Origin of the sequence: Phormidium tenue FACHB-1052, from assembly GCF_014696675.1 — a bacterium.
Classification (GTDB): domain Bacteria; phylum Cyanobacteriota; class Cyanobacteriia; order Phormidesmidales; family Phormidesmidaceae; genus Nodosilinea; species Nodosilinea tenuis_A.
Map to the genome: position 1 here is coordinate 23,035 of NZ_JACJQN010000009.1, position 22,708 is coordinate 45,742.

19 protein-coding genes are annotated in these 22,708 nt (G+C 58.1%); 8 read left to right on the forward strand and 11 right to left on the reverse strand.

Features of this window, described 5'->3' with window-relative positions; translation table 11 throughout:
* The first annotated feature begins 48 nt into the window (after positions 1–48).
* Together corA and H6G07_RS13320 are read left to right on the forward strand one after the other, a co-directional pair.
* Complete coding sequence (corA, locus tag H6G07_RS13315; protein ID WP_084173171.1) at positions 49–1,293, forward strand: magnesium/cobalt transporter CorA; 1,245 nt, start codon at positions 49–51, stop codon at positions 1,291–1,293.
* Between the two features lie 124 nt (positions 1,294–1,417).
* The gene (locus H6G07_RS13320; protein WP_073608651.1) at positions 1,418–1,930 is read left to right on the forward strand and encodes an adenine phosphoribosyltransferase; all 513 of its coding nucleotides are present in this window, start codon (positions 1,418–1,420) and stop codon (positions 1,928–1,930) included.
* Between the two features lie 116 nt (positions 1,931–2,046).
* Here the strand turns inward: H6G07_RS13320 and H6G07_RS13325 are convergent, their stop codons facing one another.
* The gene (locus tag H6G07_RS13325; RefSeq protein ID WP_073608652.1) at positions 2,047–2,790 is read right to left on the reverse strand and encodes a PrsW family intramembrane metalloprotease; all 744 of its coding nucleotides are present in this window, start codon (positions 2,788–2,790) and stop codon (positions 2,047–2,049) included.
* A 194-nt stretch (positions 2,791–2,984) separates the two neighbouring features.
* Between H6G07_RS13325 and crtL the strand changes: the two genes are divergently transcribed.
* The 3 genes from crtL to H6G07_RS26915 all read left to right on the forward strand — a co-directional run bounded on the left by crtL (position 2,985) and on the right by H6G07_RS26915 (position 6,605).
* A complete protein-coding gene (gene crtL, locus H6G07_RS13330; protein ID WP_073608653.1) occupies positions 2,985–4,214 on the forward strand; it encodes a lycopene beta cyclase in 1,230 nt (409 codons plus the stop codon).
* Between the two features lie 212 nt (positions 4,215–4,426).
* Positions 4,427–5,839 carry a type IV pilus twitching motility protein PilT gene (locus H6G07_RS13335; RefSeq protein WP_199312080.1) on the forward strand — a complete coding sequence of 471 codons (1,413 nt, stop codon included), beginning with the start codon at positions 4,427–4,429 and terminating at the stop codon, positions 5,837–5,839.
* The gene (locus H6G07_RS26915) at positions 5,832–6,605 is read left to right on the forward strand and encodes a circadian clock KaiB family protein (protein ID WP_244901925.1); all 774 of its coding nucleotides are present in this window, start codon (positions 5,832–5,834) and stop codon (positions 6,603–6,605) included. The genes H6G07_RS13335 and H6G07_RS26915 overlap by 8 nt, the downstream gene beginning before the upstream one ends.
* 18 nt (positions 6,606–6,623) lie before the next feature.
* Here H6G07_RS26915 and H6G07_RS13345 read toward each other — a convergent pair whose 3' ends face one another.
* Positions 6,624–6,992 (reverse strand): MliC family protein, encoded by a 369-nt coding sequence (locus tag H6G07_RS13345; RefSeq protein ID WP_073608655.1) that lies wholly within the window; start codon positions 6,990–6,992, stop codon positions 6,624–6,626.
* Between the two features lie 301 nt (positions 6,993–7,293).
* Between H6G07_RS13345 and cax the strand changes: the two genes are divergently transcribed.
* Positions 7,294–8,385: a calcium/proton exchanger gene (cax, locus tag H6G07_RS13350; RefSeq protein ID WP_073608656.1), complete on the forward strand. Its 1,092-nt coding sequence runs from the start codon at positions 7,294–7,296 to the stop codon at positions 8,383–8,385.
* A gap of 424 nt (positions 8,386–8,809) precedes the next feature.
* Here cax and H6G07_RS13355 read toward each other — a convergent pair whose 3' ends face one another.
* The 3 genes from H6G07_RS13355 to H6G07_RS13365 form a co-directional block, all read right to left on the reverse strand.
* On the reverse strand, positions 8,810–9,124 hold the full coding sequence (locus H6G07_RS13355; protein ID WP_073608657.1) for a DUF2442 domain-containing protein: 315 nt from the start codon (positions 9,122–9,124) through the stop codon (positions 8,810–8,812).
* A complete protein-coding gene (locus tag H6G07_RS27090) occupies positions 9,117–9,368 on the reverse strand; it encodes a DUF4160 domain-containing protein (RefSeq protein ID WP_073608658.1) in 252 nt (83 codons plus the stop codon). Before H6G07_RS27090 ends, H6G07_RS13355 begins: the two co-directional genes overlap by 8 nt.
* Positions 9,369–9,616: 248 nt before the next feature.
* The gene (locus H6G07_RS13365) at positions 9,617–11,050 is read right to left on the reverse strand and encodes a hypothetical protein (RefSeq protein WP_171973017.1); all 1,434 of its coding nucleotides are present in this window, start codon (positions 11,048–11,050) and stop codon (positions 9,617–9,619) included.
* 206 nt (positions 11,051–11,256) lie between these two features.
* Between H6G07_RS13365 and H6G07_RS13370 the strand changes: the two genes are divergently transcribed.
* Positions 11,257–13,707, forward strand: coding sequence for a glycoside hydrolase family 31 protein (locus H6G07_RS13370; RefSeq protein WP_073608659.1), 2,451 nt, complete (start codon positions 11,257–11,259; stop codon positions 13,705–13,707).
* 71 nt (positions 13,708–13,778) lie between these two features.
* Here the strand turns inward: H6G07_RS13370 and H6G07_RS13375 are convergent, their stop codons facing one another.
* The 5 genes from H6G07_RS13375 to gyrA all read right to left on the reverse strand — a co-directional run bounded on the left by H6G07_RS13375 (position 13,779) and on the right by gyrA (position 19,062).
* Positions 13,779–14,285: a hypothetical protein gene (locus tag H6G07_RS13375; protein WP_139297043.1), complete on the reverse strand. Its 507-nt coding sequence runs from the start codon at positions 14,283–14,285 to the stop codon at positions 13,779–13,781.
* Positions 14,286–14,455: 170 nt separating this feature from the next.
* Positions 14,456–15,757 (reverse strand): ABC transporter ATP-binding protein, encoded by a 1,302-nt coding sequence (locus tag H6G07_RS13380; protein WP_073608661.1) that lies wholly within the window; start codon positions 15,755–15,757, stop codon positions 14,456–14,458.
* 39 nt (positions 15,758–15,796) lie between these two features.
* On the reverse strand, positions 15,797–16,231 hold the full coding sequence (locus H6G07_RS13385) for a PIN domain-containing protein (RefSeq protein ID WP_073608662.1): 435 nt from the start codon (positions 16,229–16,231) through the stop codon (positions 15,797–15,799).
* Positions 16,215–16,436: a hypothetical protein gene (locus tag H6G07_RS13390; RefSeq protein ID WP_084173175.1), complete on the reverse strand. Its 222-nt coding sequence runs from the start codon at positions 16,434–16,436 to the stop codon at positions 16,215–16,217. Before H6G07_RS13390 ends, H6G07_RS13385 begins: the two co-directional genes overlap by 17 nt.
* A gap of 94 nt (positions 16,437–16,530) precedes the next feature.
* Positions 16,531–19,062, reverse strand: a complete 2,532-nt coding sequence (gene gyrA / locus H6G07_RS13395) for a DNA gyrase subunit A (protein WP_073608664.1) — start codon at positions 19,060–19,062, stop codon at positions 16,531–16,533.
* Between the two features lie 357 nt (positions 19,063–19,419).
* On the opposite strand from gyrA, the gene H6G07_RS13400 reads away from it, so the two are divergent.
* The gene (locus tag H6G07_RS13400; RefSeq protein WP_073608665.1) at positions 19,420–19,821 is read left to right on the forward strand and encodes a response regulator; all 402 of its coding nucleotides are present in this window, start codon (positions 19,420–19,422) and stop codon (positions 19,819–19,821) included.
* Between the two features lie 79 nt (positions 19,822–19,900).
* Here H6G07_RS13400 and H6G07_RS13405 read toward each other — a convergent pair whose 3' ends face one another.
* Positions 19,901–22,636: an MGH1-like glycoside hydrolase domain-containing protein gene (locus H6G07_RS13405; RefSeq protein ID WP_073608666.1), complete on the reverse strand. Its 2,736-nt coding sequence runs from the start codon at positions 22,634–22,636 to the stop codon at positions 19,901–19,903.
* Positions 22,637–22,708: the final 72 nt, after the last annotated feature.

Genomic DNA, 22,708 nt, shown 5'->3' on the forward strand with positions numbered 1-22,708 from the left:
TACGGCTGTGCCCCTATGCTTTATGTGGAATCGTTGGAAGTTAGAGTTATGTCGCGCCGCACACCAAACCCAGGGGCCAACCCCTCCTCCTCGCCAGACCGAGCCGATCGGCCATGGGCCGGAACCGTTGACGCTGAGGCGCTGAGAGCGGCGGCTTCTAACACCCTCAAAGCCGCGCCCCACGAGGGTAGGAAGAAACTAATCGACTTCAACTATTCAACCCCCGGCACGCTCCCCGGCACGCTAAATATTCCCGACGATGCCTTGCCCACCGAGCTGCATTTGATCGACTACGGCCCAGAAGCCGTGCGTACCGCCACTATCGATCACCCATCTGAGTGCGAAGCCCTTGGCAGGCCCGAAAGCGTCACCTGGCTTGATGCCCGAGGGCTGGGCAGCGAAGACTCCCTGCTGCAAATTGGTCAGACCTTTGGCCTCCACCCCTTGATGCTCGAAGACATTGTTAACGTGCCCCACCGCCCCAAAATCGACTTTTACGACGACAAAATTCTGATCATCATGCAGATGGTGCAGTCTAAAAAAACCGGCTCTGGGGTGGGCAGTGAGCAGGTGAGCTTTGTCATGGGCAGTGGTTTTCTGATCACATTTCAGGAAGAGCCTGAGTGGGACTCATTTAACCCGGTGCGCGATCGCATCCGTCGCGGCACCGGCACCATCCGCGCCCAGGGAGCCGACTACCTAGCCTACGCCCTAATGGATACCATCGTCGATAGCTTCTTCCCAGTGCTAGAGGTAATTGGCGAAACTCTCGAAGACCTTGAAGAAGAAGTAGTGGCCAACCCCACCAATGCCACCATCAAAAAAATTCACCGCATGCGCCGGGCGCTGATGAAACTGCGCCGCTACATCTGGCCCCAGCGTAGCGTCATCAACAGCCTGATTCGCGACAGCGACGATCTAATCAGCCAGGAAGTGCGCGTCTACCTACAAGACGTCTACGACCACATAGTGCAAGTCGTTGACATCATCGAAAACTACCGCGAAATCGCCTCTAGTCTGATGGACGTCTACCTCTCCTCCATCAACAACCGCATGAACGAAGTCATGAAACTGCTGACGGTGATCTCTTCTATCTTCATTCCCCTCACCTTTATTGCTGGCGTCTACGGCATGAACTTCAATACCGAAAAATCACCCTTAAACATGCCAGAGCTGGGGTGGTACTGGGGCTACATCATCTGCCTCTCAGTGATGGCCGTGATTGCCGTGCTGCAAATCTACTTCTTCTGGAAACGCGGCTGGTTTGACAACTTCTCCACAACGAGGCGGTAGAAGAATGACGAGATAGGGCATGAAATCTTTGCCATCTTCCTCAGCTTCACCATCTCCCCTATCTTCCTCACCGCCCCATCCCCCACGGTGATACCATATCAACGCCCTTGACCCCGCATTCCTGATGGATCTCAAAGCCCATATCCGCGACATTCCCGACTTCCCCAAGCCTGGCATTCTCTTCCGCGACATCACGCCGCTGTTGAGTGACCCCACCGCGTTGCAGTACACCATCGACTTGTTTGCTGAGCAGGTGGCAGAGTATCGCCCCAATTACATCGTAGGCATCGAGTCGCGAGGATTCATCTTTGGCATGCCCCTGGCCTACAAGCTAGGGGTGGGGTTTGCCCCAGTGCGCAAGCCCGGCAAGCTGCCCGCCGCCGTGCACACCGCCAGCTACGCGCTGGAATATGGCAAAGATACCCTCGAACTCCACCAAGATGCTTTTCCGGAGGGTAGCCGAGTGCTGATTATCGACGATCTAATTGCCACCGGGGGCACCGCTGCGGCCACCGCCAAGCTAGTCGAGCAAACCGGCTGCACCGTTGCCGGGTATGGCTTTGTCATTGAGCTAGTGGGTCTAGAGGGCCGCACTAAGCTCCCCGATGTGCCAGTCACCGTCCTATTGCAGTATTGATTCTGTGTAAGGGAGCAAGGCAAAAGACTGTCTCACAGCAGTAGATCAGCCCTTCCGTAGGGGCAAACGGTGTTTGCCCTTCCCCTTTTTCCACCCCGTCATTCTCTAGAACCGCCCTAGGTTTCGGGCGTCAGAGCCAGGGCATAGCGCAAACAGCGCATGACCACAAACCACAGCACCGCAACCACCAGCACCAAACCCACTCGGTTGAGCCACCAGCTCGACTCCAGCGCCAGAGCATTAAAGGCAGCATGGGAGAGCATGGCTGCTACCAGGCCATTGCGCACCAGCCCGCTACCCTGGCTAGCAGGAGAAAATTTTGCCATCCCCAGGGCATAGCCCCAGAGCGATGACCACAGGGCATGCCCCGGAGCGCTCAGTAATCCCCGCAGGGCAAACATGCTGAGCACGGCGGGCCAGGCTGCCGCCCAGGCATTCCCCGGCACCCCCAGCCGCGCCACAGCAAAGTAGGCGTAGAGCATCGAGCCAATCACCTCTAGGGTGGCGAATCCCAGGCCAGCCGCAGCGGCAAAAATAATTCCATCCACGGGTTCGTCAAACTCAGGGTGGTTGTAGACGCCTGCCTTCACCACCCAAAATTTTGCTAGTTCGGCCAGCACGGGTACTACTACCACCGCCATCATCCAGGCCGGTAGGGGAACAAACTGCCGCACCAAAAATACTGGAATGAAAGCCAGAATCCCGAAGCCAAAAATTCTCAGCACCAGCCCGCGTGGCTCTGGGTTGAGCTTGTCGCGAGTGTAGAAAAACCACAGCAAAAACGCCAAAGGGGCTAAAGCTAGGGCCACAATGCCCACCACCGTAGCCAGTACATTGGGATCGCTTGCAAGATTTGCCATGGCCACATTTGGGTTAAATCGCCTCTGAATGATACATTGCCCGGCTGCGGCAGGGGGAAATTAGAGCCGAGGAGCACCTCAAAGCGACTATCACCTGCCTCCCGCACCCTTGCTCCCCTCACCCCGATCTGCTCAATAACGACCGCAATCTTTGTAAGATAGGGGTTCACAGCAAACGAGGTTGCAGGCAGTTCATGCAGGATGTGTTGGTCATTGGCGCGGGGCCGGCGGGGCTGTCGCTAGTGGCAGCCCTGGCAGAGACGGGGCTGGCGGTGCAGGTGTTGGCCCTGGGCGATCCGGCGCACCCCTGGCCCAACACCTACGGCATCTGGGTCGATGAACTCGAAGATGTGGGTCTGGTGCCGTTTTTAGAGCATCGCTGGAAGGATTGCGTGGTGCATGTCAACAGTGGCCCCGTGCCCCTGCATCGCGAGTATGGGTTACTGAGCAACGATCGCCTGCAAGCCCACTGGCTAAACCAGGCTGAGCAGCACCAAGTCACCTGGTGCCGAGATAAAGCCATTCACATTGAGCACAGGCCCACCCATACCCAGGTCACGACCGCATCGGGTGAAAAGCTTACTGCTCGGCTGGTGGTCGATGCCACGGGGCATCAGACGGCGCTAGTGCAGCGTCCGGCTGCCTCAGACCTGTCGTTTCAAGCGGCCTACGGTATTGTGGGGCGGTTTTCTAAGCCGCCTACCGACCCTCAGCAAATGGTGCTGATGGACTTCCGCGACGACTATCTCACACCCGCCCAGCGACAGGAACCGCCCACCTTTCTCTACGCGATGGATTTGGGCGATGGGGTGTACTTTGTGGAAGAAACCTCGCTGGCCCACCACCCGGCCATTTCTATAGAGGTGCTGACGCAGCGGCTGCACCAGCGGCTGCGCCACCGGGGTATTGAGGTCGAGTATATTCACCATGTCGAGCGGTGCCTGTTTCCGATGAACCAGCCGCTGCCCGATTTTACCCAGCGGGTGGTGGGCTTTGGTGGGGCTGCTAGCATGGTGCATCCAGCATCGGGCTATATGGTGGGGGCACTGCTGCGGCGGGGGCCGGGGCTGGCTGGGGCGATCGCCGCTGCCCTTAGCTCACCCCACACGCCCCCTGACCAAGTGGCCCACCAGGCTTGGCAAGCCCTATGGCCCGCCGATCGCGTTCGCAAGCACTACCTCTATCTTTTCGGCCTCGAAAATCTGATGGCCTTTGACGCGCCGCAGCTGCATCAGTTTTTTAATGCCTTTTTTAACCTGCCCACCGATGACTGGGCCGGGTTTTTGACCGACAATCTCTCGCTGCCTGAGGTAGTGCAGGCCATGCTGGGGCTGTTTGGCCGCGCCCCTAATCCGGTGCGCTGGGGGCTGATGCGATCGGTCTTTAGCCATGGCCACCTGCTGGGGCGCACCTTGATGAGCTAATTGGGTACAGGTTGTATACTCAGGGGTTATAACCAGCCCATCAAACCCTGCAACTGTTGTTAGACTGTCGTGGCATTGCCAGAGGTCATGGACTAGCTAAGTTCTGCACCCAATGTGGGCAACCTGACTGTATTCCACGGGCAAACGGGCTGCCCTGCCCCGCCCCAGCTGTCGTACCTGTCGCTGTCGAGTCCATCATGGAGAACCCTTTTATGGCTGAGTTACCCAACGCCCCCGGGGCCCAACCTGCACCACCGCCACCGCCCAGACCTCCTCAAACGGCGGCTCAGGCCCAAGCCTCAGCGGCAGCTCGGGCTCAAGCTGCCGCGCGTGCCGCAGGTCAGGCGGCAGCCCAGGCAGCAGCAGCCGGTCACGCTCCAGTGGCCCAGTCGGCTCCGGTCGGCCAGGCTCCGGCAGCCCATCAGCCTCCGGTCGGTCAAGCTCCGGCAGCCCATCAGCCCCCCGCTCCAGCGGCTCAGGCTGCACCTGCCCCAGGGCAAGCTCGCCACCGTCCGCCTTCGCCGCCACCCATGCCTAAGGCGGCAGACACCCTCAAGGTGGGCAGCGGGCTAACCCTAGAAAAAATTGTGCGCGAGGCCTTTGACAAGGGCTTCTCAGACATTCACCTGGGCGTCGGGGAAATTCCGCGCTTCCGCGATCGCGGCGACATCTCAGCCACCGAGTACCCCGTCACTGACGAAGCCACCTTCTACGCCTGGCTCGCAGAAATTCTCAAGCCTGACGAAATTCAAGAGTTTCGCCAAACCATGGACTTTGATGGGGCGGCCCAGTACGACTTCACCCGCATCCGGATTAACATCTTTGACACGCTGCGCGGCCCCTCCATGGTGCTGCGCCTGATTCCGGTGAAGATTCTCACCCTTGACCAGCTGGGCTTCTCACCGATTTTTCGCGATGTGTGCCACTACCACAAGGGGCTGGTGCTGGTCACAGGGCCAACGGGTTCGGGTAAATCGACCACCATGGCGGCGATGATCGACTACGTCAACACCGAGATGCCTAAAAACATCATCACCATTGAGGATCCGGTGGAATTTGTGCACACCAGTCGGCGATCGCTGATCAAGCAGCGGGAAGTGGGCATGCACACCCAGAAGTTTGACAACGCCCTCAAGGCTTCCCTGCGGGAAGACCCCGACATCATTCTGGTCGGTGAGATGCGGGACAAAGAAACCGTCAACACCGCCCTCAAAGCTGCCCAGACGGGTCACCTGGTAATGGGTACCCTGCACACCAACAGCGCTGTTAAGACCGTAGAGCGGATTCTCAACCTCTACGAGCCGGAGCAGCAGGCCCCGGTGCGGGTTTCCCTGGCGGAGTCGCTGGTGGCGGTCATTGCTCAGGGCCTCTGCCGCACCACCGACGGCAAGCGGGCCGCCTTCCACGACATTCTGATCAACACCGATGCGATCAAAGACTACATTCTGCGGGGGCAGCTCGACGAAGTCGAAGCGCTGATTCCCAAATGTACCTTCGACGGCATGTGTACCATGAACCAGTCGCTCTACGCCCTCTATGAGTCGGGGCGCATCACCGAAGAGACCGCGCTGGAAATGTCGCCCAGGCAAAACGAGATGGCCCAAATGCTGCGAGGCCGTGTCTAACGGTGCTGCGGTAGGCCCAGCGGTGGGTGCAGTCGCCTCTAGCTTTAAAGGGATTGCCCTCTTTACCCCAGGGGGTGACTGCGTCTACTGCATTGACGAGCAAAAACGAGCCCACTGGCACCTGGATCTCTGTGCGGCTTTGCAAACCCATCTAGAGCTGCCCGAACCGCCCTATTTTTTGCTGCCCTGCTTTACGGCCACCGTCGATCGCTGGGTTAACCCCACAACTCAAACCCCGGTGACCGTAGCCGAGGCTTACCCCCGTGTGCTGCGGTTTCAACCCCTGCTCAATGCGCTGTTTGGCCTGGGGGAATTGCAGTGGCAGCCCAACTACACCAGCGTTGAAGAATGTTCGGTAGCGCTGATTGAGTCATACCAGGCCGCTTTTCCCCAACTGTGGGAGTGCCATGAGTTGGTGATGCGCGTCGAGCAGGCGATCGCAGCCTCTACCCCCGCTGCCCCGCTGCCAGAAACACCGCTAGCGGTGGCCCCGCTGCCCCCAGCGCACTGCTTTAGGCTGTTTGTCAGCGCCACCGACACCGCTGTCACCGAAAGAATGCTGCGGTTTTTGTACACCACCCTAGAATCAACCCTGCCCGGTGCCTATACCCTCCAGGTGATTGATGTCACCACTCACCCCGACGAAGCCGAGGCCGCTAATATCAGGGCGACCCCAACGCTGATTCAGACTTCTCCAGGCCCCGTGCGCCGGGTAGTGGGCAGCGTACTCAGCCAAGAACAGATGATGCAGCTGCTGGCGGGGTAGTCGAGCGGCCTGCACCGTTTAGCGTTGGGCTTGGCAGCCGGAGAACACCACCGTGCCATTCACCTCGACCATCGCCTCGTTGCCCTTGTTCCAGAAGGTGGTGTTGCCATCGCTGTAGCGGGCACCAGAGGCGGCTACGGTGGCGGGTAGGCGAATTGGTTCCTGGTCGGGCAGGGTGACCACGGCGGTATTGGCCTCGCTAAACTGGGCGGTAATAATTTCGCCATCGGGGCATTCAAACACAACCGGCCCATCGGCAATCAGGGGTTCGTCGGGGGCGGTGGGGGTATCGCCAACGGGATTGTCCGACGAGGGGGCGGTGCAGCCAACTAGGGTCAAACCAACCAGGGCGATCGCAACGGCAGCGGCTTTTAACGGGGCTTGCATGGCAATTCTCCAGGCGTAGTTGGGGGCTAACAGGAAAAATGTTTACAGACAGGGATCTTAAGTTTTGTAGTCTTAAAGATGGTTTTGCAGGCTGCTATTCTATCGACTGCAATGCTCGATCAGAACAGGCACCTGGGCCAGTTTTGCGGCTGCGCCACAGGTGCTCTCCAACGGTGAAATTTGCTAGAAAGATGGCCAGGAGATTGCGCGGAACCGCCTCTCCATCGACAATGGGCAGAAAAATGCCGCACGGGGAACTATCGCCCCTCCCTAGCCCACCTATTCCTTTATCTGGTTATCTATGTCGATTAAAAATATTGTCTCCCTGGGCCTGCTGCTGTTTATTCCGATCTCGATCGCAGCGGAGCGGCTGGAGTGGGGTGCCCTAACGGTGTTTGGGCTGTCGGCGCTGGCCATTGTGCCCCTGGCGATTTGGCTAAGCACCGCCACCGAGGAGCTGGCCGTGGTCACCGGGCCGACCATTGGCGGGTTGATCAACGCCGTCTTTGGCAACGCCACCGAGCTGATTATTGCCCTGGTCGCCCTCAAGGCCGGGCTGATCGACATTGTCAAGGCCAGCATTACCGGGTCGATTTTGGCCAACCTGCTGCTGGTGCTGGGGCTGTCAATGTTCTTTGGCGGGCTGCGCTACAAGGAGCAGGAGTTTAACCAAAACGTGGCGGGCATCAACGGCAGCACCATGGCCCTGGCGGTAACGGCGATCGTGCTGCCCGCCATGGTGATCAACACCTCGAATATTGTGGAGCCAACCGCCATTAGCCGCCTGTCGCTGACCGTGGCGGTGGTGATGATTGTGGTCTACGGGCTGACGCTGCTGTTTTCCCTCAAGACCCACAGCTATCTCTACGACGTGGGGGTGAGCGATCTGGAGGGCGAGCACGGCGCTGGGGAACACGGTGAAGGCGAAAAGCCCAACGTGGCGCTTTGGCTGGGGGTGCTGCTGGCGGCCACGATTGGGGTGGCGGTTGAGTCAGAAATCTTTGTGGGTGCGGTGGAAGAAACGGCCAATATGCTGGGGCTGACCGACCTGTTTACGGGGGTGATTTTGCTGCCCCTGGTGGGCGGCGCGGCAGAATACGTTACTGCTGTGCGCATGGCCGTGAAGAACAATATGGATCTGTCGGTGTCGATCGCTATGGGGTCGAGCCTGCTGGTGGCGCTGCTGGTGGCCCCCATTCTGGTGATCATCGGCTACTTTATTGGCCAGCCCATGGACTTGAACTTTGGCCCCTTTGAGGCGATCGCGGTTGTCATCGCCGTCGCCGTCGTCAACCTCATCAGCCAGGATGGCAAATCGAACTGGCTAGAGGGGGTGCTGCTGCTCTCCACCTTCGCCATCCTCGGAGCCTCGTTTTTCTTCCACCCGGTGTAGGGTGCATTCGCGCAGCGGAGCGGAGCAATGCACCGAACCCGTAAAGGGAGAAATTTGCGATGGGTGGGCAGTGCATTGCGGCCAAGCGAGAGAAATTTGGGTTTTGTAGAAACGGAGAATCGGCTGCGAATACACCCTACGGCGAAATGTGTTTCTCTGTGGTTTGAGCCGCATTAAAGAGAGAAACCCAGTTTTTTGAAAAAATCGGGTTTCTGGTTGCCCCGCTGGTGCCAAGTAACAGATCGCCAGACGTGGTGGGTGTGTAGTCGGGCGACGATCCAGCCATGGGGGATTTTTTCTAACTTGCGTTACCTCATGGTATTCGCAAGTTACTGGATAGCTGTAGCGTTTTCCCCACACCGATCTGGCCCAATTACCACCAGCTTCACCACCTCCTAAATGGCTTGGCTGTAGGCTGCACAGGTTATTTTGTCGTTGCCATGAGCTTTTTCATCCATTCCTCCCGTCCATAGACCCCAGCCAGCAAATCAGCAACCTTAAAAACCTGCCCTAACTCATCCCACAGGATGTATTTCCCGCCACCATACACCTCCACCTCTGCCAATTGCTCGTCCGTCAGCCCTGTTACTGGAAACCAGGCATCAGCCCCACTCTGCACCATTTCTAGTAGCCTTACAGGCCAAGCATGACGGGAATCATCCCTGAGGGTGACCACGACTTCTCGGGTAGTGGCATCGTAGACAACACTCTTAGCCAGCTTAAATTCTTCGCTAGACATAATATTTCCGGGCTTCTGTTTTTAGATACTGAAGATTGGCTTGACACAACGCCAGTGCTACCCTGGTATGCTTGGCGTTAGTCGTGTTTTGGTGTTTTTGACCTTTCTCTAACACGCACGCTTCATCTCCTGATATGTCAATCTTTACTTCAAATTCACTGCTGATGACATGGACGTGTAAAGGATCGTGATCCCCAGGATTGACCAAGACTCTTAAATTCTTGTCTCTTAATAAGATTGGCACTGTTGGTCATTCGTTGCCATAGCTATGGTGGGGGGCAGGTTAGGATGGAAAAACATCGTTAAGCCAGGAGCATTGGTGAGTTCATCATAGCAATGGGCAACGAGCGCAGATTTTAGAATAGGGCTAGACCTGCCCCGCCGCCTGAAGCAGCGCCACCAAGTCTGTTTAATGATTTACGATCTAGAAGCGCCAGTTTACTGAGTTTGCTGTGGGCTAAGCTCAGATGCTCAGGGCGAATTCTACAAGCGTTAGCTCAGCCAATCTACAGCGTAGCGATCGCCCCTTTCGCCCAAAAATTCTCCAAGCTGGTGCAGGGTTAGCGGTTCAGGCATGGGGAACTGCCCCGGCACCTGCTTCAGATCGAGATAGTGCTGGATGATCGAGGCATTGTCTCGCGGAAAGCGCTGTTCTTTGACGCCCAAGAATTCGCCGCGGCGGCGGGCCTGAGCCAAGATTTCCGATCGCCACTGCTCAATAGGCGCAATTCCCAGGGAGTTGATGCCGTTGGAGAACAGGGTGAGATAGATGTCGTCGTAGGGTGTGGTGGTTTGCAAATAGTCTTTGAGCAGGCCCAGGGAGGTTTGGTCGTTAAACACCGTCCAGTAGGGCACTAGACCCAGGCGCAGACATAGCCACGGGTGCAAATAGACAAACGACTCAGCTAATAGGCGATCGCTGGGCACACCCAACTGCTCGTACCACCAGCGATGCAGGTCAGCCACCAGCGGGCTGAGAGATTGCGGATCGTCAAACACAATCCGCTGCACCTTGAAGCCGTTCTCCTCAGCAAAGGCGATCGCATCCTCACGCAGGGCGGGTTCAAACCCCCATTCCGCCTCAGGCCAGTCGCCATCGGAGGGGGGGCTGTGCCAGCGGCGATGCTCAGACCCCTGCCGCTGGAGAAACTCGGCCACCCGAGGGCTACCCTCGACGTACTCTTCGCGGTGAATGCCGCCCTTGCCGCCCACCTGGAAAAAATGGCGATCGCTGACCTGGGTGGCGGGCCAGCTATAGTTGCATTCCACCAAAAACAGGGTGCCCCCCGGCATCAGATTTTGCTGCAAAAACTGCCGATAGGTGGCCCCCAACCGCCTACGCTTCAGCCGAAAATAGGCCACCCGTCCCACTTTCAGCCGATCCTGGTTGGGGTCGTGCATTTGGTAAGCCGCCAAGTCAGGGTTGGCCGCTAACAACCGCTGCACCCGGTCTTCGGCCCAGGTCATCACCTGCTTGGGGTTGTCTTTGTCGCCCGAGTGGCGGGCACAGACAAGCAAAGTTTGGGGTAGCCAGGGAATGCCCAAAGCGGCGCACAGATGAGAAATCGCCCCGTTGGAAGAGCCCACCATCATCGCCGGGTATCGCCGCTGGGGATATTGATTGACCGCCCACTGGGCTAGAGTTTCAGATCGCACCTGCTCCAGCGCTCCTGGGCCAGAGGCATCGAGCCAGCCTAACCCGGTAATAATGGCGTCATTGACTGCATTGGGCAAACTGCCGATCGCCTGGGCCAGCCCCACGGCTAGCTGAGGCACCGGCCCCCCCGAGGGCAAATCCTCTCCTTTGAGAAAGTTGGCTGCCGACTGTAGCCCCTGGGTGGCAGAGTCCATGCCGGTCACGTACTGGGGCTTCATGCCTCGGGCAGCCCGCTGTTGATTGATAGCCAGGTAGGGTGAGAAGGACACGGCTGCTCCCAAAGTAGGGCAAGACTCGCCTCATTAAACCCTAGCGAGAGCGTTATCCCATCTAGCTGCGGGCAGAGGGAATTAGAGAGAGGGGCTGACAGTGAATTCTCTCTATGGGTAGACAAATGCCTCGCGCCTTTAGGGGAAGCCGTAGCCCCCGCTTGCCCCTAGGCTGACGGAGAGCGATCGCTGGGAAAAACAGAACTATGGCTGTGCTAAAACCACTCTGGCTAAGGCTGAAATTTGTGCTGCAAGCCCTGTGGTTTTTGAGGTACATGCCTTACGCCATCTGGTACTCGTGGCAGCGCGATCGGCGCGATCGCCTCTACCAGACCCCGCCCGCAACTGCCCCCATCCCCGTCGGCAAAGGGCTTCAGGCTACCCCCACCGAGCGAGGCGCTGAGATTGAGTTTGAGCAAGCTTCTTTAGAACTCGCCTTTCTAAGGCCTGACTTTGTTCGTGTCACCTGGCAACCCGGTCGGCTGCCCCTGCCTTACGCCCTGGCCGACCATCCCTGGCCTGCCGTCACCACCCATTTAGAGGAACAGGCCCAAGGTTGGGTGCTCTCTAGCCCCGAACTCACGATCAGCGTGGGTTGGGATGGCAGCCTGGCGATCGCCGATCAGACTGGCCAGATTCGCCAAGAACTGCCGCCCCAGCGATTGGGGGAGGGGTGGCAGCAGACCACTCCCCTGCGGGACGAAGAATGCCTCTACGGTTTGGGGGAACGGGCGGCGACCTTTAACCTGCGTCAGCCTGTAGTTTCAGAACGGAGTGGCCCAGCCCAAACTAAAACCTACCAGTTCTGGAACTACGACCCCGGCAATATCTACGAGCCTGGCACTGACCCAATGTATATCTGCATTCCGGTGTATCTGGGCCTGCACCGGGAGGGTAGCTATTTGGTGTTTTACGAAAACACCTTTCGGGGCGAGCTGCGGCTGGGGCAGCAGGCCACCACTACCTTCGAGGGCGGTGCCCTGCGCTACTACCTGGCGATCGGCGCGCCGCCCCAGCTAATGCAGCGCTACACCCAACTCACCGGGCGGGCACCCCTGCCGCCCCGCTGGGCCTTGGGCTATCACCAATCGCACTGGGGCTACCGCACCGAGGCCACCCTGCGCCAGGAGGTGCAAAACTTTCAGCAGCATGACCTGCCCCTCAGCGCCCTGCACGTGGATATTGACTGCCAGGTCAACCACCGCGCCTTCACCATCGACCCCCAGCGGTTCCCCAAATTTCGGCAGTTTACGGCGGAGCTGGCGGCGGCTAACGTGCGGCTGATCGCGATCAACAACCCAGGCATTCAGCACAACCGCCACAGCAACCTGTTCTTAGAGGGGCAAATTCTCGACGCCTTTTGCACTTACGCCGACGGTGAGCTGGTGGTGGCTCCGGTCTGGCCAGGGCGATCGGTCTTCCCCGACTTTACCGATCCGATCGTGCGCGACTGGTGGAGTCGCCAGTTTGCCTACCTGCTCCAGGCAGGGGTAGCCGGTTTTTGGAACGATATGAACGAACCCGCTGCCTTTGTGGCCTGGGGCGACCCCACCCTACCCCTGGCAACCCAGCACAATCTGGAGGGACACGGCGGCGACCACCGCGAAGCCCACAATATCTATGGCATGCTCGAAACCCGTGCCGCCTTTGAAAGCCTGCGGAGCCACCGGCCCCATATTCGTCCCTTTGTGGTGACGCGATCGGGCTGGGCTGGGCTCCAGCGCTACGCCTGGACTTGGACGGGCGATATTGTCTCGACATGGGAGGCGCTGCGGCAAACTGTGGCCACGGTTTTGGGCCTGGGGCTGTCGGGGGTGGCCTTTTGCGGCCCTGATATTGGTGGGTTTTTGGGCAATCCGGGGGCTGAGCTTTATCTGCGCTGGTTTCAGATGGCCACGTTTATGGTCTTCTATCGCACCCACAGTGCCGTCAGCGTGGGACACCGCGCCCCATGGAGCTATGGCGAACCCTGCCTCAGCATTGCGCGCCGCTTTTTGCAGCTTCGCCAGCAGCTCATGCCCTACCTCTACACTCTGGTGTGGGAGACCGCTGACCAGGGATATCCCCCCGTGCGCCCGCTGTTTTGGCTAAACCCGACCGATGAAAGCCTGTGGAACCGAGAGGATGCCTTTTGCCTGGGCGATGCGCTGCTGGTGTGCCCGGTGATGATTCAAGGGGCGCGCAGCCACCAGATTGCGCTGCCCGCTGGCGACTGGTACAGCTTTTGGAATGACACCCTATGGCAGGGCGGGCAAACCGTTGAGCTACCGGCTCCGCTGGAGCAGATTCCTCTTTTGGTAAGGGGGGGCAGCATTTTGCCCCTGGCCGAGGGCGAAGACTTAACCCTACACCTCTACCCACAAGTCTTGGGACTTGACGGGGAGGGAGAAAGCCAGGGCCAACTCTACAGCGATGCCGGAGAAGGCTACGGTGACTGGCGGCTAGACCAGTGGCACCTGAGCCAGCAGGGGCAGACCCTGACCCTCACCTGGCGATCGCACGGAGACTACGCCTTTCCCTACGGGCGGGTAAATCTGCACCTGCACGGGTCAACCCTGGAGCAGGCCTGGGTCGATGGCCAGGAAGTAGCCGTTCAGGGAGCAGTGCTGCACAGTGCAGTCTTTGAGCAGCTCAAGCTAAAGGTGCGACAAAATTGATGGCCTGTGATGAGGTGATTGGGGCAATGTGGCAGGGGGTTGGTGCGATCGCACCCTTGGTCATTCATCCGCTAATTGCCCATATACGACTCGCCGGTCAGCGATAGCACAAACAGCAGCCCCATCCACAGCAGCAGCAAGCCGTAGAAGATCAGCGCTAGGCTTTGCAGCAACAGCTTGAGCAACACTAGGCGCTGATTTTGCCTGCGGCTCATCGCTCGCAGCAGCTCAAGGGCGGCGGCGATTACTAAGATTAGGGTAGCGATCGCCGCCACAACCCAGCTACTGTAGAGCACCGGCAGGGATCTGGCACCCAGCAGGGCGATCGCAGCGGCTACCCCCAGCAGCCCCGCCCCGATCAGCTCGGCGATCGCAAGCACTCCATTGAACTGGCTTAAACGGCTCTGGTTGAGAGTATTTTTGGCGGTTAAAGCACCCTGCGCTCCGGGGAGGGCCAACAGCACCAGGGTTCGCAGCGGGTGCGCCCAGGGAGCCTGCACTATGAAAAAAGCTACGACCATAGTGCCGATCAGCGTCAGCCCTGAGAGTAGCTGAGTCTTACCACGGGTGTTACGCAAGGTGCTTTCCCTTGTTGGCTAGTTGGTTAGCGTAGCTGGTTAACGTAGATCTCTGCGGTTGCGCATCTCTGCGGATGTATAGCAAGTGAAGTCTAAGTTAGAACATTCCAAAATGCCAGACTTCAATACCGACGAACGGCTTCTTCATTTTTCATTCCCCTGTGTCCAAGTCAGCGACTCCATAGGGAGACCTCACTCTCTGGGTCAAACAGATGGGCTTTTTCGGCGGCGATCGCCAGCCACACCTCATCGCCAATGCGCACCACCTCGTCGGGGGGAATTTTGGCCAGCAGCGTCAGCGCCTCAGTCTGCACCGTTAGGTAGGTTTCACTGCCCAGGGCCTCCATGTGGGTGATGTGGCCGCGAATATTTTTGGGCGCGGGCAGAGCCAAACTGAGGTGTTCGGGGCGAATGCCCAGCAGCGCTTCGCGGTTGTCGTAGGGCAACAGGCGATCGTCCCAACTACTGGGCAGCGACAGGCGAAACTCAGGATGCACCAGCAAAAACGGAGCCTGCACCTGCACCGGCATCACATTCATCGGCGGCGAGCCAATGAAGCCAGCCACAAAGCGATTGGCCGGGCGGTTATACAGCTCTAGCGGAGTGGCCACCTGCTGAATTTGGCCCAGGTTCATCACGGCGATTCGGTGGCCCATGGTCATGGCCTCCACCTGATCGTGAGTGACGTAGATGGTGGTAATGCCCAGTTGCCGCTGCAAATTTACAATCTGGGCACGGGTTTCCATCCGCAGTTTGGCATCCAGGTTTGACAGGGGCTCATCCATCAAAAATACTTGAGGGTTGCGAGCCATGGCCCGACCCAGGGCCACCCGCTGCTTTTGCCCGCCCGAAAGCTGCCGGGGCTGGCGGTTGAGCAGTCCGTCAATTTGCAGCATCTTAGCCACAGAGCGCACCCGTTCGTCGATTAGCCGCTCGGCCTCAGAGACGTAGCGCAGGTTGAGGGGCAGTCGACGCGTGATCGAGACTAGGGGCTTCTCCCACCAGCGGCTTTCGGTGAGCAGGCGCTCTAGCTCCTGGTTGGCGGGAGAGTCGCTGGGGGAAAGCTGCTTACCTGACTCCAGGGAGGGCAGAGATTGTTCGAGGTCGGCCCCCATGCGGCGCAGGCCAAAGGCGAGGTTGTCGTAGACCGTCAGGTGGGGGTAGAGGGCGTAGCTCTGGAACACCATGGCGGTGTCGCGTTGCTTGGGGGGCAGATCGTTGACTTTGCGATCGCCCACCCAAATGCTGCCTCCCGTAATGGCTTCCAACCCCGAGATCAGCCGTAGCAGAGTGCTTTTGCCACAGCCTGAAGGACCCACCAGCACCATAAACTCGCCATCCTCAACAGTGAGGTTGATGCGCTTGAGCACCGCCGCTGTATCGTGGTCGGCCTCTAAAGCAGTCTCGGCCTCGTGAACTTGGCGAGACTTGGGGAAGGTTTTGTAGACGTTTTCGATTGCGACTTGGGCCACGGCAGGTTGGGCGATGAAACTAAAGGTCTACTGACAAATCTAGAGGAATGGGTTAGTAATCGTGAGTTGATCGAAAACCCTGAGATTGTTTTGCATATCCTCCGAGTAGAGGGTAGCTACATTAGCCGTTAGAGCGGCAGCAACAATCAGCCCATCCCAAAAAGACAGACTGTAGCGGTCACGGGTCTCAGACGCAAGGGTTAGCAGAGCCTGATCAGAGGCGATTACTCGACAGCCATTGTAAAAGTCCTGAATCAAACTTTGAACTTGAGATTCATTAAATCGTGCTTTTTTGGTGAGATTGACGCAAACCTCGTTAACTACCTGAATGCTAATAACAACCCCTGGGGCATCAATTAAGTCATTAGAAACCTGGGCTTTGTGAAAATCTTCTGGGGTGGGCTGGCGGTTTTTCAGCAGAGCATATAGCCAGATATTTGAGTCTAGAAAGTAGGTTTTAGAGGTTGCGGTCATGCACTTCCTCTCGGCTGAGGGGCACGAAGTTATCGACTACGATAGGATTTTCGAGCAATTTTGCAATTAAGCCTGTCTTCGCCGTGTTGAATTGAGTCGAAATTGTCACTTCGACCTGGTCAGTACCGCTTAGAGCCTGTTTGTATTCTGCAGGAATCTCTATCATCCCATCTTTGATCGGTGCTTTGAACGTGATGAATGACATCAGTATTCCTCAGTTGAAGTTGAGTAGAACGTCATTTAACACAAACCAGGTACTAACCCAGAACCAACGCCTACTCTACAAAACTATCCTATCTTTAGTCTGATGCCGCCCCATTGCTAGCATCTGGATCAAGCGTAGTCACACGAATCACCTGGGTGATGGTTTCGCCCTTGTTGGGTTTGACGATGCGATCGCTCTCCCCAGTCCTACCTTGGCGGGGCACCGAGCCAATGGGGATGACGGCGGTGCGCTCAGCGCTGGTAAACACCGTCACGGCTTCCTTGGGCACGGCGGGCAGCAGCGCCATTAGGCTGTCAGTCTTAAGGCTAAATTGAAATGACTGAGTGCCAATGTCGCCGCGCTTGGCCACCCGCAAACCCTCTACCGGCAAACGCTTGGCATAGCCCGCCGCCGACACTAGCAGCAGGCAATCTTTGCTCGACTGCACAGCCACACAGCCGGTCAGGGTTTCCTGCTTGCCCATGCGAATCCCCTGGGGGCCTTGGGCGGCGCGGCCCATGACTTGCAGGTTGTCATCATCAATTGGGAAGCGCAGCAGTCTGCCGCCGGTTGTTCCCAGAACTAGGTCGTCACCTGGCTCAGCCAGGGTGACGTAGGCCAGCTCGTCGCCGTCTTTGACCTTGATGGCGGTGAGGCCGCGCCCGGTGAGGTTGGTGAATTCTTTCAGCGGAGCACGCTTGATTTTGCCCCTGCGGGTGACGAGAATCAGGTCGTGCTCTAGCAAATCGTCGCGAAGCACCAACCGAGCCACGATCGCATCGGCAGCAGATGGCACCGAACCCGGCAGCAGTTGTACCAGAGGTGCCCCTTTGCCCTGGCGCGGGTTGGTAGGAACAGCCCCGACATCAACGGTAAAGGCGCGGCCATCGCGGGTGAGGGTGAGCAGTTCGTGGGTCGTGAGGGCAGCTTCAACCTGCACCACCGGGTCGTCATCTACCTCGTGGAGTTTAGCGCTGGTGTCAACCTCTAGCCGAGCCTGCCGCCGCTGGTAGGCTTTTTGCGAAAACCGCCGCACGTAGCCCTTTTGGGTGAACTCCACAACCGTCGCTTCTTCAACGGTTTCGGCAATGATCTCTTCGACCTGCTGCGATTCTTCCGCCCGTTCAGCCTCGGTTTGAATGCGGGTACGGCGGGGGTCATTGAACTTCTTTTTGAGCACCTTCAGCTCTTTTTTCATCGCCTTGAGCAGCTCTTTGCGATCGCTCAGCAGTCGATTCAAATCGTCGCGGCGCTGGCTAAGTTCGGCAAAATCGTTCTCTAGGCCCTGGCGCTCCATGCCGGTGAGCTTGCGCAGGGGCATGGCCAAGATCGCGTCCGACTGGCGCTCGCTGAGGTCAAACCGCTGCTGAAAAATTTGCTTAGCGGTGGTGCCGTCGGCGGCATTGCGCAGAATGTCGATGATCGCATCCAAGTTATTTAGCGCGGTGAGCAGCCCCTCGGTGATGTGCAGCTTGGCCTCGGTTTTTTCGAGCTGGTGCTGGTAGTGGCGGGTGAGGGTGGTTTCGCGAAAGTCGAGAAACGCCTGCATGACGTCGCGCAGGGGCATTTGGCGGGGCTGACCATCATCCAGCGCCAGCATGATCACGCCGAAGTTGGTTTGCAGCGGCGTGGTGCGGTAGAGGTCTTGCAACACCCGCTGGGCGGGGGTGTCGCGCTTGAGTTCGATCACGACCCGCATGCCGTCGCGATCGCTCTCATCGCGAATATCCGCAATTCCCTCCAGCCGCCCCGCATTCACCAGCTGAGCAATTTTCTCAATCCACCCGGCCTTATTCACCTGGTAGGGCAGCTCGGTAACGATAATCGCGTTGCGCCGCTGCCGCCCCCGACCGGGATGCACTTCTTCAAACTGGCAGATGCCGCGAATGGGAATGCTGCCCCGCCCGGTGCGGTAGGCATCCAAAATCCCCTCGGTGCCGATGATCTCGCCCCCGGTAGGGAAGTCGGGGCCGGGGATCAGGCGAAACAACTCGTCGTCGGTGATAGCAGGGCGATCGATCATCGCCACCAGGCCATCGACCACCTCGCCCATGTTGTGGGGCGGAATGTTGGTAGCCATGCCCACGGCAATGCCCGAAGACCCGTTGAGCAGCAGGTTGGGCAACTGGGTGGGCAGCACCACCGGCTCCTGCTGGGAACTGTCAAAGTTGTCGCTAAAGTCGACCAGGGCTTCGCTGATATCGGTCAGCATGGCCTCGTTGCTAATCGGCGACAGGCGGGTTTCGGTGTAGCGCATGGCCGCCGGGGGGTCGTTGTCGACCGAGCCAAAGTTGCCATGGCCGTCGAGCAATGGGTAGCGACTGGAGAACGTCTGAACCATGCGCACCAGAGCCTCATAGACCGCCTGGTCGCCGTGGGGGTGATACTTACCCAGTACGTCGCCGACTACGCGGGCGCATTTGCGGTAGGGGCGATCGGGGGTCAGCCCCAGCTCGTGCATGGCGTAGAGAATGCGGCGATGCACCGGCTTGAGGCCATCGCGCACGTCGGGCAGTGCCCGGCCCACAATCACGCTCATGGCGTATTCCAGGTACGACCGCTGCACCTCGGTGTGGAGCGAGGTAGGCACAATCTGCCCAGCAATGATGTCGAGTTGGTCAGCCATGGGCAGGGGTCCTGGATTGAGACTAAGGGGGGACGGGGTGGGCGGGATAGACCGAGTCGTAGCTGAGTTTAGCCATAGCCTAGGCCCAAATCGGCACTTCGAAGCCTAACGCACGGTCTAAATTTAAACGGCCTTGATGAATCGGCGGTAACAATGCTGTAACTTATAGGCAAGCTGATGGGTCTGGCAAGCGTCTAGGAAATTTAGTCTACCTGCCATGGGTTACTCATCTAAAAAAGCTTACCCAGGCAGGCTAGGGCTGACGCTACCCCAGCTACCTCAATAGAGCTGGCGCATCAACTCAATCATTTCCGTTCAAAGACCATATTCCTCTGATGACAGGGATGGATACACGCAATGAAGACCGTCTTACTCGTTGAAGACGACCTGGTAAATGCCCGAGTATTTTCGAAAATATTGACCAAGCGCGGGGGCCTGGCGGTTAAGCACACAGAAGATGTTGAAGAGGTGATGACCATTGCCCGCAGTGGTGAGGTTGACGTGGTGTTGATGGATGTGTCGCTGGCCCACAGCATGTACCAGGGCAAACCCATGGATGGCATCAAGATTACCCAGCTGCTCAAGGCCGACCCTACTACGGCTCACCTACCGGTGATTTTGGTCACGGCCCACGCCATGGAGGGCGATCGCGAGAATTTTTTGAGCCAGAGCGGTGCCGATGGCTATATCTCGAAGCCGGTGATCGACCATCAGGAATTTGTGGATCAAATTAAGGCGACTATGGGAGATGCCGAATAAGTACACTTGTACTTTATCTGCTGCGTTTTCGCAACCTTTCCATGGCCGTGAGGGGCGAGCCAGCGGTTGTCCCTAGGGTTTAAGCGCGATCGGTGTCATACTCCCCCTGCTGCTGAATCAGTTTGGCGACTAGCCCCGTCCAGCCGGTTTGATGGCTAGCCCCTAACCCAGCCCCATTGTCGCCGTGGAAGTATTCGTAAAACAGCACGTAGTCGCGCCAGTAAGGATCATGCTGAAAAGGGTTGCTACTGCCGTTGACGGGGCGTTTAATCTCTGAATCTAGCTCAAAAATAGCAATCAGCCGCTGAGATAGCTCACTGGCCACCTCCCACAGATTCATCCACTGCCCAGAGCCGGTAGGGCATTCGACTTTGTAGTCGTCGCCCAGGTAGTGGTGAAACTTTTGCAGCGATTCAACAATCAAATAGTTGACCGGAAACCAGATTGGCCCTCGCCAGTTGGAGTTGCCGCCAAACAGGCCACTGCTGGACTCGGCGGGTTCATAATCCACCCGGTATTCTTGCCCGTCGGCGTGGAAGCTGTAGGGGTGCTCGGCGTGGTATTTCGACAGGGCGCGAATGCCGTAGGGGCTGAGGAATTCGGACTCATCCAGCAGTTTTTCGAGCAGGCGGCGGAGGCGATCGCGCGGTTCGACCTGGCCCAGGGTGGCGTAGCACAGGGCCAGCATGCGCCGCGCTCCCTGTCCCTTCGTTTCCATACAGGCCACATTGCGCTTCAGCTTGGGGCGATTTTGAATAAACCACTCCAGCCGTTCGGTAAAGTTGGGCAATTTCTCCAGGGTTTTGGGCTCCAGGGTCATGACCGCGCAGAGGGGAATCAGCCCCACCATTGAGCGAATTTTCATCTGAATGCGGTGGTCGTGGGCAGATCCTGGGCGATCGCCGTCGGGCAGGTGCAGCACGTCGTAGAAGAACCCGTCTTCCTCGTTCCACAGACGGGTTTGGTCGTCACCAATGTGGTTCATGGCATCGGCAATATAGATGAAGTGCTCGAAGAACTTGGTAGCCATGTCTTCGTAGACCGGGTTCTCTAGGGCCAGTTCTAGCGCCATCTCCAGCATGTTGAGGCAGTACATCGCCATCCAGCTGGTGCCGTCAGACTGCTCCAGGGTGCCGCCCGTGGGCAGCGGGGCGCTGCGGTCAAACACGCCGATGTTGTCGAGGCCCAAAAAGCCGCCCTCAAAGACGTTTTTGCCCTCGGCGTCTTTGCGGTTGACCCACCAGGTAAAGTTGAGCAGCAATTTTTGAAAGACGCGCTCTAGAAAGGGGCGGTGGTCTACGCTGGGCCCGGTCATCTTTTGGGCGATTTTGTAGACCCGCCAGGTGGCCCAGGCATGGACAGGCGGGTTGACATCGCCAAAGGCCCACTCGTAGGCGGGCAGTTGACCGTTGGGGTGCATATACCACTCCCGCGTCAGCAGATCGAGCTGCCGTTTGGCAAACTCGGGGTCAACCATGGCCAGGGGAATGCAGTGGAAGGCCAGATCCCAAGCGGCGAACCAGGGGTATTCCCACTTGTCGGGCATGGAGATGATGTCGGCGGTGTCGATGTGTCGCCAGTGGCGGTTGCGGCTGCGACCCTCCGGCGGCTCTGGCATGGTGGTATCGCCTTTGAGCCACTGTTCCACCGAATAGCGGTAGACCTGCTTGCTCCAGAGGAGACCTGCGATCGCCTGTCGCTGAATCTGCCGCTGATCGTCACCCATCTCAAAGGGAGTGAGGGCTTTGTAGAAATCATCCGCCTCCTGCCGCCGAGTTTGAAGTGTCGTCTCAAAGTCAGCACCGAAAGGATGCGCCAGAGTGGGCTGATTCGTCAGGCGCAGGCGCACCATCTGCCGCTCCCCTGCCCCCAGAGAAAGTTGGTAGTGGGGCGAGACTTTGGTGCCCACCTGAGCAGGGTTGACCGCATCAGTTTGGCCATGAACTAAGGCATTGTGAATGCCGTCTTTGACGTAGGGTGAAGCATTTTCGCCCCCAAACACGGCAGCGTAGTTGGTCTCGTTTTCGGTGAAATACAGAGGCGGGGTTTCAGCATTAGTCGAGCTGCCCTCGCAGTGGAGCCAGTAGTTTCCCAAAGTGAGGTGGGATGCTTCAATCACAGCATCCCCTGTAGGAGCAAACGACTGTTTACTCCTCCGTAACCCCGGCTTTTCTACCTCATCACCCCAAGCCCAAGTGTTGCGAAACCACAGGGTTGGCAGCAGGTGAATTGTGGCTGCCTCAGGGCCGCAATTGACGACTTCAATGGCAATTAAAATGTCTTCGGGACTAGCCTTGGCGTATTCCACAAATACGTCAAAGTAGCGGTTTTCGTTGAAAACACCAGTATCTAACAGCTCGTATTCGGGCTGATCGCGCCCGCGTTGCTGGTTCTCGGCCACCAAATCGGCGTAGGGATATTCGGCCTGGGGGTATTTGTAGAGAAACTTGAGATAGCTGTGGGTGGGAGTGCTGTCGAGGTAAAAGTAGTATTCCTTCACGTCTTCGCCGTGGTTGCCCTGGTCACCGGTCAACCCAAACAGGCGCTCCTTAAGCACGGGATCATTTCCATTCCACAGAGCCAGGGCAAAGCAGAGGATCTGTTGGTCGTCGCAGATGCCGCCTAGGCCATCTTCGCCCCAGCGGTAGGCCCGCGAGTGCGACTGCTGGTGAGAGAAATAATTCCACGCTGCACCCGTGGCGCTGTAGTCTTCGCGCACGGTGCCCCACTGGCGATCGCTCAGGTATGGCCCCCATTTCTGCCACGGCGTTTGCGATGCGTGGGTCGCTTTGAGGCGCTGGTGCTCTGGGTTCATAGGGGCTTGAAGAGAGTCTGGTCTTCTCTAGGATGGGCCTTAATTCTAAGAATGGCTTGAGGCTGACTTAGA